5 protein-coding genes and 5 pseudogenes are annotated in these 9,399 nt (G+C 59.3%); 2 read left to right on the top strand and 8 right to left on the bottom strand.

All coding sequences use genetic code 11. The annotated features are described in order from the left end of the window. Positions 1 to 28: 28 nt before the first annotated feature. Complete coding sequence (locus ABIB95_RS46935; protein ID WP_354249162.1) at positions 29 to 607, bottom strand: reverse transcriptase domain-containing protein; 579 nt, start codon at positions 605 to 607, stop codon at positions 29 to 31. Positions 608 to 722: 115 nt separating this feature from the next. Continuing rightward, positions 723 to 1,139 (bottom strand): annotated as a pseudogene (locus tag ABIB95_RS46930) (transposase); the annotation flags it as partial. Positions 1,140 to 1,948: 809 nt separating this feature from the next. Here ABIB95_RS46930 and ABIB95_RS46925 point away from each other — a divergent pair. Beyond that, a complete protein-coding gene (locus ABIB95_RS46925) occupies positions 1,949 to 2,209 on the top strand; it encodes a hypothetical protein (protein ID WP_354249160.1) in 261 nt (86 codons plus the stop codon). Between the two features lie 237 nt (positions 2,210 to 2,446). On the opposite strand, the gene ABIB95_RS46920 is transcribed toward ABIB95_RS46925, so the two are convergent. Next, a complete protein-coding gene (locus ABIB95_RS46920) occupies positions 2,447 to 3,790 on the bottom strand; it encodes an IS1380 family transposase (protein WP_354249159.1) in 1,344 nt (447 codons plus the stop codon). Between the two features lie 341 nt (positions 3,791 to 4,131). Here ABIB95_RS46920 and ABIB95_RS46915 point away from each other — a divergent pair. Then, positions 4,132 to 5,219 (top strand): annotated as a pseudogene (locus ABIB95_RS46915) (IS3 family transposase); the annotation flags it as partial. Between the two features lie 137 nt (positions 5,220 to 5,356). On the opposite strand, the pseudogene ABIB95_RS46910 reads toward ABIB95_RS46915, so the two are convergent. From ABIB95_RS46910 to ABIB95_RS46890, 5 genes and pseudogenes are all read right to left on the bottom strand, one after another. Then, positions 5,357 to 5,778, bottom strand: a pseudogene (locus ABIB95_RS46910) (transposase); the annotation flags it as partial. Positions 5,779 to 5,991: 213 nt separating this feature from the next. Further along, positions 5,992 to 6,222 (bottom strand): group II intron maturase-specific domain-containing protein, encoded by a 231-nt coding sequence (locus ABIB95_RS46905; RefSeq protein WP_354249158.1) that lies wholly within the window; start codon positions 6,220 to 6,222, stop codon positions 5,992 to 5,994. Next, a pseudogene (locus tag ABIB95_RS46900) lies at positions 6,182 to 7,364 on the bottom strand (aspartate ammonia-lyase); the annotation flags it as partial. The pseudogene ABIB95_RS46900 and the gene ABIB95_RS46905, both read right to left, overlap by 41 nt. Positions 7,365 to 7,418: 54 nt before the next feature. Continuing rightward, a complete protein-coding gene (locus tag ABIB95_RS46895; protein WP_354249157.1) occupies positions 7,419 to 7,928 on the bottom strand; it encodes a S26 family signal peptidase in 510 nt (169 codons plus the stop codon). A 17-nt stretch (positions 7,929 to 7,945) separates the two neighbouring features. Beyond that, positions 7,946 to 9,260: pseudogene (locus ABIB95_RS46890) on the bottom strand (BID domain-containing protein); the annotation flags it as partial. Positions 9,261 to 9,399: the final 139 nt, after the last annotated feature.

Raw genomic sequence — 9,399 nt, 5'->3', positions numbered from 1 at the left:
ACTCCGGTCGGGCTACGCCCTCCCTGCGTCACGAGCCCGGCGAAGCTCTCTCATCCTGATTGACGCTGCACTTCCATCCTGATTGCCGCGCCGCAATATTACTGAGGAAGGGCGAGAGCGGACCACCCTGAGGGGTCCCCTCTTCCACCGGTCTGATCAGGCCGTCCTCCAGCACCCCGGCGTTCAGGAACGCCCGGATGAGTTTGAGCACGCGCTTGTCGGTCACCCGTGCGGCGACGCGCGACATCAAGATGTCATGGTTGACTCGGTCGAAAAATCTTTCCAGATCGAGATCTACCACAACGTTGTAGCCCTCGGCGATGTAGCGTTGTGCCTGGGCTACGGCCTGGTGCGCCGACCGTCCCGGCCGGAATCCGTAGCTGTGCTCGGAGAACGTCGAATCCCATTGTTCTTGAAGAACCTGCAGCACGGCTTGCTGAATCAGGCGGTCGACGACACAGGGAACGCCGAGCCTTCTGACCCCACCATCCGGTTTCGGAATTTCCACCCGTTTAACCGGCCGTGGCTGATAGTTCCCGTTGAGCAATTGGAGCCGAATTGCTGGCCAGTGCTCACGCAGGAATGCCTTGGCGACGTCGATGGTCATCCCATCGACACCAGGACCTCCCTTGTTTCCCTGAACGCGTTTCCACGCTCTTTGAAGGTTCTCGCGGCTACACACCTCCTCCATCAGATGTTCTGGGAAAGCTGGGCTTTCGGTCGCCGGCCAGTCGCTCCTCGATGCAGCGGCCGAACACGCTCTCGAATACGCGACGGAAAAGGTCGCTCTGCCGGAAGCGGCCATGCCTGTTCTTGGAGAATGTCGAGTGATCCGGCACCGCCCCATCCAGACCGAGCCGGCAGAACCACCGATAGGCCAAATTGAGATGAACCTCATCGCATAAGCGCCGTTCCGATCGGATGCCGAAGCAGTAACCGATCAGCAGCATCCGGATCATCAGCTCGGGATCGATCGAAGGTCGACCGATACTGCTGTAGAAAGGTGCCAGCTCCTGCCTGATCTTTTCAAGGTCGACAAATCTATCGATCGACCGGAGCAAGTGGTCGGTGGGAATATGCCTTTCGAGCGAGAACTCATAGAACAACGCAGACTGTTCGACTTGCCGATGCCCCATCATGATCTTCAGTCCTGCCAACTAGACAGACTGAATCACTGATCCCTCTGCGTCGCAACAGCCGCCTTTTTCAACAGAAACCGGATACAATCTTACTTTATCCAATTTATATTTTTTCTCTAATGTGCTAATAGCTATTTCAACATATTTTTAGTCGTTTTTCAATTCTCAAACCTTGTGCGTGTTTTGAGACGATCCCTGGCACAAAAACTCGCATTAAAAGCACCACGGCAATAATCAAACACAAACGATCATTTTATTAATTGGCCTCGACTTATTTTCAAAGAGACTATTACAGAGAACCCGCCGCTATGACGGGCCGCCAAATACAGCTTTAAGACCCTAAAGGGGCAAACAAAAACATCCAAAACAATACACACAACACCACAATAAGCGCCCAGGCCAATATACGGCGACTTCGATCATTCCTTTTTCCCACGCCCCCATGCTACCACCTCGATCTCACCGGTCAGGTCCGGGGCGCTCTTGACAGCGATGAACCACTCGCGCCCCCCCTCCTCCGTAGCAAATGGGCGACCGCCTTCGACCCAAGTTCCGAAAAAACGTCGACCGGACACGGTCGTTTGAGCGTCAGCCTCATTCCCATAATAGTATTTAAGCGTAACATTGGCTTCATTCTCTGGGCCTTCATAATTTATCCTGGCGTTCTCAAGAGCGCGTCTAAGGTTGCTGGTCACATTATGGCTGAACTTCCATGTGTAACGTTCCGGCATCCTGAAACGAGATATTTAATTCTGTTTGCGATGAAAGAAGTGGTTGTGGGATGGCAAGAATTATGAGGTTATAAATAGATGACCGCTGAGGCCTTTCAAGCCTCGCAAAAAGTTGCGTGCCGTTTTGGGCAAGCGAAAGAGAATAATGGCTTTTTTTATAAGCGAAATGCTAAAAGAAAAATAAATTCGGCTCTCAGCGGGACCAAGAATATTTGGGATAACGACAGAAAATGGCGTGCTCGTCACCACCATCTTCAAAGGACGTCTTTTCGAGTGACCCGAATGCTTTATCCGTTGAGGGCAAATTTTGGTGAGGCCAAAGCGGCTGTTGGAAAATGACAGAAAATGAATATTCAGCCAGCCAGCCAAGTGGACCCCGGGAGCAGGACCACTGACGCCGCCTTCTTAGCCCGTCCTATTCGTGAGAGTGCGTTTTTTTAGTCCGATTGATGTGGCCGCACATCTGCTCTGACGAGGCGCACAGGATTGCCTTCGGCTTTTCACCGCCTGACGACCCGTACTTTGCAACGCGCTTGAGGGATGGGTTGGGCGAACGGGGGGCGGACGCCCCGCCGGTCAAGGACCGAGCGGCAGCAGCGCGCCTGGCAAGCCGCGGATCAGGTCGGCTTCGGGACATGCCGCGGCAAACGCAAGGCGAATGCGGCTCGTGGTCTCGACGACACGGGCAGCGAGTTTCAAGAGACGAAGACGCAGCGTCGTGAACTCGGCTGTGGCCAGTTCCCGGGCTTTGGGAATCGCGTCGCGCACGGTCAGCATCAGCCAATAAGCGGCGGTGTGGAGAACGAGGCGGACTTGATTGGCGAGCGCCGAACGGCAGCTGGTGCGGTCGGAGGCGAGCTGTGTCTTATGCAGCTTGATCAGATTCTCGGCTTGGCCGCGCGCGCAATACAGGCTGTCGTAGATCCACGCGGCCGAGCCGACATCGAGGCTGGTGACGACGAAGCGGATGTCGAGGCCGAGCATCGTCGCCTCAATACGGGCGACGGTGCGTCGTTCGCGATCCCAGGACTTTGCCTTGTGGCGCGTCTCGGTATAGCCACGCAGAACCGGCAGGTTCTCGATGGCGCGTCGCGTGCGGATGTCGTCGGCGACCGCGTCGACTTTTCTGGCGAGCGGCTTGGTGCCGGACAGACCGAAGATGTAGTCGATGCCGTTGGTCTCGCACCACGCCATTGCCTCCGGCCGGGCATAGTGCCCGTCGCCACGGAACGTAATTCGCGTGTTGTGCCACCGCGTCCGGATATGCCGTATCAGGCGGCGCAGATGGGCACGCACCTCGACGCCGCCCGGCGTCTTGCCGGGCCGCAGCACGACCGCCACGGGCCGGCTCTTCTCCGTGTCGTAGACGTGGATCGGCAGAAAGCAGCGTTCGTCATAATGAGCGTTGAACAGCGAGAGCTGCTGATGGCCGTGGACGACATCGCAGGTATCATCGATGTCGAGCGTGACGGATGCCGGCTCGCGCGGGTAGCTATCCATCCATGCGTCGACCAAAGTGTAGGTCAGTCGGATCACGTCGCGCAGGCGCGGAGCATTCTCCAGCCGCGACAGCGTCGGTTGGGAACACAGATCGCGACCCGTGTCCGGCAGCCGTCCGCAGGCCAGCTTGAATGCGGGATCGGACCGCAGATGATCGAGGTCGTCGGCGTCCTCGTAGCCGCAGCAGATCGCGAACATGCGCGCGCGGAACATATCGACAAGGCTGTGCACGACCCGCGTCGGATCGCGCCGATCCGGGAACACCCGGGCCAAATTGTCGGCCAAACCGAGACGCCGCTCGGCCATCGCCAGAAGCATCACGCCCCCGTTCGAGGTTAGCCGCCCACCATCGAAGGCAGCTGTGACTTTCTTGGCGTGAACGGCTGGAAACGAGAAGGGCAGAATCGTATCACCGGTCATGGCGGGCGTGGTGTTCGCGGCTGAAGCTGATGGGGTTGGCTTTGCAACCGAATCCTACGCCGCATCAGCGCCTTACACCACGCTCGCCAGCCTCTCAGGCGCCCTCTCGCGAATAAGACGGGTTAGTTGGAAGTCTCGCCGCTCCGATTTTCTGATATCAGGCCGCGAGGGCCTCTGTCTGCGTCTGTTGTTGAGGTTGTGGGCATGTGGGCAACGCCTCTTCGGCGTTGTCCAGCATGTCCACAGCCTTTGCTGTAGCGCCGGTGACATGCACCCGCCAAATGAGGCCAATCTGAACTGGAATTTTCCAATTAAGATCCCACCGGGACGAGGAGAGTTCCATGAAGGCATCGAAGTTTTCGGAAGCGCAGATCGCGTTCGTTTTGAAGCAGGCGGAAGATGGCGCGGCGGTGGCGGAGGTCTGCCGGAAGGCCGGGATCAGTCAGGCGACGTATTTCAATTGGAAGAAGAAGTATGCGGGCCTGATGCCCTCCGAGATGAAGCGACTGCGCCAGCTTGAAGAGGAGAATGCCAAGCTGAAGCGGATTGTCGCCGACCTGTCCTTGGACAAGGCCATGCTGCAGGACGTGCTCTCAAAAAAGCTCTGAGGCCTGGCTGCAAGCGGGAGCTTGTCGACAAGGTGCGGAGCGACTGGAAGGTCTCGATCAGGCGGGCCTGTTCGACCCTTCGAATTGATCGCGCACTTTACGTCTACAAGTCGAAGCGCGGTGACCAGGCCGCCCTCAAAAATCGGATCAAGGACATCTGCGAGACGCGGGTGAGATACGGCTACCGCCGCGTCCATGTCCTGCTGCAACGTGACGGTTGGGCCATCAACGTCAAACGTGTCTATCGTCTTTACAAGGAGTTGCGCCTGCAATTGCGCAACAAAACGCCGAAGCGTCGTGTGAAGGCCAAGCTACGCGAGGACAGGATGGAAGCAGGTCAAATCAATGAGGCCTGGGCGATGGATTTCGTTCATGACCAGCTCGCCACCGGTCGCAAGATTCGTGTGCTTACCATCGTCGATATCTTCAGTCGCTTCTCTCCAGCCGTCGATCCGCGCTTCAGCTATCGAGGCGAGGATGTCGTGCTGACTTTGGAACGCGTCTGCCAAACCGTCAGCTATCCCAAGACCATTCGCGTCGACCAGGGGTCGGAGTTCGTCTCCCGCGATCTCGACATCTGGGCTTACCAGAAGAATGTCGTTCTCGATTTCTCCAGGCCGGGCAAGCCGACGGACAACAGCTTCATCGAATCCTTCAACGGCAAGTTCAGAAACGAATGCCTGAACACGCACTGGTTCCTCAGTCTTGACGACGCCCGGCAGAAAATGGAGGATTGGCGTAGAGACTACAACGAAATCCGCCCACACAGCGCGATTGGCAACAAGGCGCCGATATCGCTGTTGAATGGCTCATCGGCGCCCCCCGCCGGCATGAGCCGAACCCGGAAAATTCCAGCTCTGGCTGGCTTAGTTTTGGGGAGCGTTTCACAAAACCCCGAGACTCTAACTGCCGCTGGATGAAAATTCAGTGGCAGGTCACCGGCGCGCCAGACCGCCATCGGCGTGCGATAGCCGTCTGCCTGGTGCGGGCGCTCCTCGTTATAAAAGGCGATCCAGTCGGCGAGGCCGCGTGCAGCTCTTTGCCGTCGGCATAGAATTTGAGATAGACGTCCTCGTGCTTGAGGCTGCGCCACAGCCGTTCGATGAACACGTTGTCCATCCAGCGGCCGCGACCGTCCATCGAGATCCGAATGCCGGCGGCCTCCAGCACGCCGGTGAAGGCCGCGCTGGTGAACTGGCTGCCCTGATCGGTGTTGAAGATTTGCGGCTTGCCGAACCGCGCCAGCGCCTCCTCCAGGGCGTCGATGCAGAACGACACGTCCATCGTATTGGACAGGCGCCAGCTCAGCACGGCCCGGCTCGCCCAATCGATCACAGCCACCAGATAGAGGAAGCCGCGTCCGATCGGGAGTGGAGTAAGAAGCGCGAGCGCGCTTCTCCTCCCCGAACCGTACGTGCACCTTTCAGCGCATACGGCTCTCTGTTCAAGCTTGGCCCATGGCCATAGCAACATCCTGATAGCGCGAGGTGACAGTGCTGCGGGCTTCTTTTCGGAAGATGTAGGGATTTTCCTCCGGATTGCGCCATCTTGAGACAAGCCGGTAAAGTGCTTTTCGGTGGGGCCCCGCCGCGTTCATTTCGACCAAACACGAGCCAGGTTTTCGCCTTGCCCGGTTCCGGGGGTCGGTACCATTTCCGCATCAAAGGTTTGATGCGAGAACCGGTATTTGTGCCCCAGCCAGTGCGCCATTTTCCAGAATACGACGTGGTCGATGCGCCGGAATACGTGCGCGGTGAAGTCGGTGAACTTATAGAACGCTGCCCATCCCGCTGACGCACTTCGTGCGCAGCACCTCGATCGCATTCGTCAGTAGCTCGAGAGAGTGAAGAATATTGTACGCAATCACGGGCTCCATGACGTTCAATTGGAGCTGCCCTGCTTCGGCAGCAAGCGTAAATGTTAGGTCGTAGCCGATGATCTGGAATGCAACCTGATTGACGACTTCCGGCACCACCGGATCGACCTTGCCAGGCATGATTGATGAGCCCGGCTGAAGCGGCAGTAGATTGATTTAATTTAGTCCTCGCCGCGGTCCACTAGAAAGTATTCTTAGGTCGTTTCAGATCTTTGACAACTTAGTGGCGGTTCGCTTGAGCATCCCCGAGAGCAAAACGAAGGCTCCGGTATCCCAACATGCTTCGATCAGGTTGCCGGCGGCCACGAGCGGGAGACCCGAGATCTTGCAAAGCACCGATACCGCCAGCGCCTGATAGTCGGAGTTGGTATTGATGCCGGTACCGATCGCTGTGCCTCCAAGATTGATCTCCTGGAAGAATGCGGCGATCTCTCCGAGCCGAGCGACATCCTCGCGAAGTGTCGTCGCGAAGGCTTGGAATTCCTGTCCCAGCGTCATGGGGACAGCATCCTGCAATTGCGTTCGGCCGAGCTTTATCACTTCGCTGAAAGACGCCGCCTTTTCCTCGAAGGCAATCGCGAGGCGTTCGAGCGCCGCCTGTAGCTGCCCATGGGATAACAGGATCGAGAGCCGGATTGCCGTCGGACAGACGTCATTTGTGGGCTGAGACAGATTAACGTCGTTGTTGGGGTGCACGACGTCGTATCGCCCGCGCGGCAAGCCCATCATCTCAAGGGCACGGTTCGTAATCACCTCGTTGATGTTCATATTGGTCGACGTTCCCGCTCCTCCCTGGAAAACGTCGAGCGGAAATTCTCTCCACAGCACTCCTCGCGCTATTTCGCTGCAGACCTCGCAGATTACGTCGGCCTTATCTTGCTGGAGATCTCCAAGACGCGCATTTGCCCTTGCCGCAGCCGTCTTCACGAACGCTAGCCCTTAATAAAATGGGAAAGTGATTGATCGGAATACCTGAGATCGGGAAATTTGCGATCCCGCGTGCGGTCTGCGGTCCGTAGTAGGCGTTCGCCGGGATCGTCACCGGGCCAAGGCGCAGGCGAGCGGCAGGGCGAGCGCGTGACCGCACCAGGCAGGAGTCCCGACCGCGGCCGCGGCAACGACCATCGCCACGGCGCGCCAGGCGCTACCGACCGAAGGTGAAGACGGGCCGGGCAAGGCCGAGAACGCCCGATGACGGGAGCGGGCCGAAGTAGCGGGAATCATAGGAGCCTGCGAAATCGGAGTGGAGATAGAGCTCGCCGGCGGGAATGACGCCCCCGGCAAAGGCTAAGAAAGGACGGCCGACGGCATCGGTATGCCGGACATTGGAATCGGGAACCGACGGCCATCGATCGAGACCTGCTCGGCCACATCGACCTGTTGGCCGCCGACGGCAGCGACGGTCTTGATGAGTGGGCTTAAGCCCCCGGCGCAAAGTCCGCGCCGAATGTAGCTGCGCGAATGCCCGTTCGAACTCGGCTGTGTCGGGCGGACAGATGAAGACGAGATCGCCGACGGCGGCTGCCCGATCCAGCCTCTCGATCCGCCACAGGCCGCGTGGATAGCTCGACGTCATGTTGATGCGCAGTCCGGCGCCCCAGCCGGCGCCAGCCACGGCGGCGACGAGCCCGGCGCCAGCCACCAGGATCGCCAAGGGGGAGCGCCGACTGCTCATTTCAGGGTCTGTCCCTGGCTCTGGATCAGGCGCTGCGCTTCGGCCTGCTTGAGGGCCTGCGCGGTGCGCTCCCCCGCTGCGAGCTGCTGTGCCGCACGCATGGCGGGCCATGCTTCTTTCAGCTGCTCGCGCCGCGCCGGATCCATGCCGGCAGCCGCCTTCTCGAAGATCTGCCCGTTGGGCTCTTTAGCGGCGTTCGGCAGGAATGTACGATCGCCAAAGCGCTCTGCGACGGCCTTGCTAAAACCGTCGATATCCGCCTTCACCATCCGGTCCTCGAGCGCGAACTCAAGCGCGCTCGGCAGGTCGTTGCGTTCGATGGCATCGCGCACGCGCTCGAGCACGCGACGCGCGTCGCGCGACAAAGCGGGGATGTCAATGGCCACACGATGCCGGATCGCGCGTTCCTCGGCTTCGTGCTTGTGCTCGGCCTCGGCGCGAAGACGTAAGTAGCGCTCGATGTCGCGCCGGAGCGCCGGCACATTGGCGTCTGCGCGCTGGCGTTCCTCCTTGTCCGCCTTGCCGGCCATCAGACCGCTTTTTCCACGCAGCGCGCCGAATAATTCCGGGGTTGCGGCGATGCACGCGAGCGTCGTGCTCGCAACGGCCGGATCCTTCAGCATGGCGTCGAAGTTCGTCGCCCTGAACGCCCGCTGGGGATCGGCAAAGACGAGGCGGAAGCGGGTGGAGACATCCTCCCACTGCTTCTTGATGGCGGGGTCCGCCAGGATTCTGTCCTCGACGGTGTCGATGAGAGATTTTGGGGAATGTCGTCACCCCAGTGACCATGGGCTTTGCCTCCTTATGTGCGGTGTTGATGATGGGTTTACGGCCATCGACGAGGCCGAGTTTTGCACCGAGCGCACGCAGCCGACGGCCGACTTCGGTGAGGCGCTGCTTCTGGCGAACCGTCCAGCGCAGGCGGTCGCTCATGAGCGTGCGCGCCACCCGAACGATGTGCAGTCCGCGGTTTGCGGCGAAGCGAAGCGCATCGCGGTAGAGGCTGCCGCGTTCGTAATCGAGGGTCGTTTCCTTCGCCCTGCGCTGAGACAGGATCGGGATCAGGCCCCCGGCCTTCTGGAACGAACGCCGGCCATAATACAGCGCCACATCCTCGCGATGGCGGGTCAGCGCGACATAGGTCAGGTGCTTATCCAGGGACAGCGTTGCCAGCACCTTGACCCGGTCGACGGTCGCTCCCTGCGCCTTATGCACCGTCGTCGCGTAGCCGTGGTCGACATTGCGATAGAAGCGCTGATCGACCTCGACGCGGCGGCGGCCCTCGCCCTCCCCAATCTCGGCGACCAGGCGCTTAGCATTACAGTTGCTTTGTTTGCGGGCTTCTGAATCCATGTGCAACCATGATTCGAATGTCGTGGACGCGGGCCGCGTCGGTTGAGGAGACGCTTGCGTTGTGGGCGGCGTCGCTTCGAGAGGTCAAGCAGCGGAT

Origin of the sequence: Bradyrhizobium sp. LA2.1 (assembly GCF_040547725.1) — a bacterium.
GTDB lineage: Bacteria > Pseudomonadota > Alphaproteobacteria > Rhizobiales > Xanthobacteraceae > Bradyrhizobium > Bradyrhizobium barranii.
The sequence above is the reverse complement of the archived record's forward strand: the minus strand, read 5'-3'. Positions and strand labels throughout refer to the sequence as shown.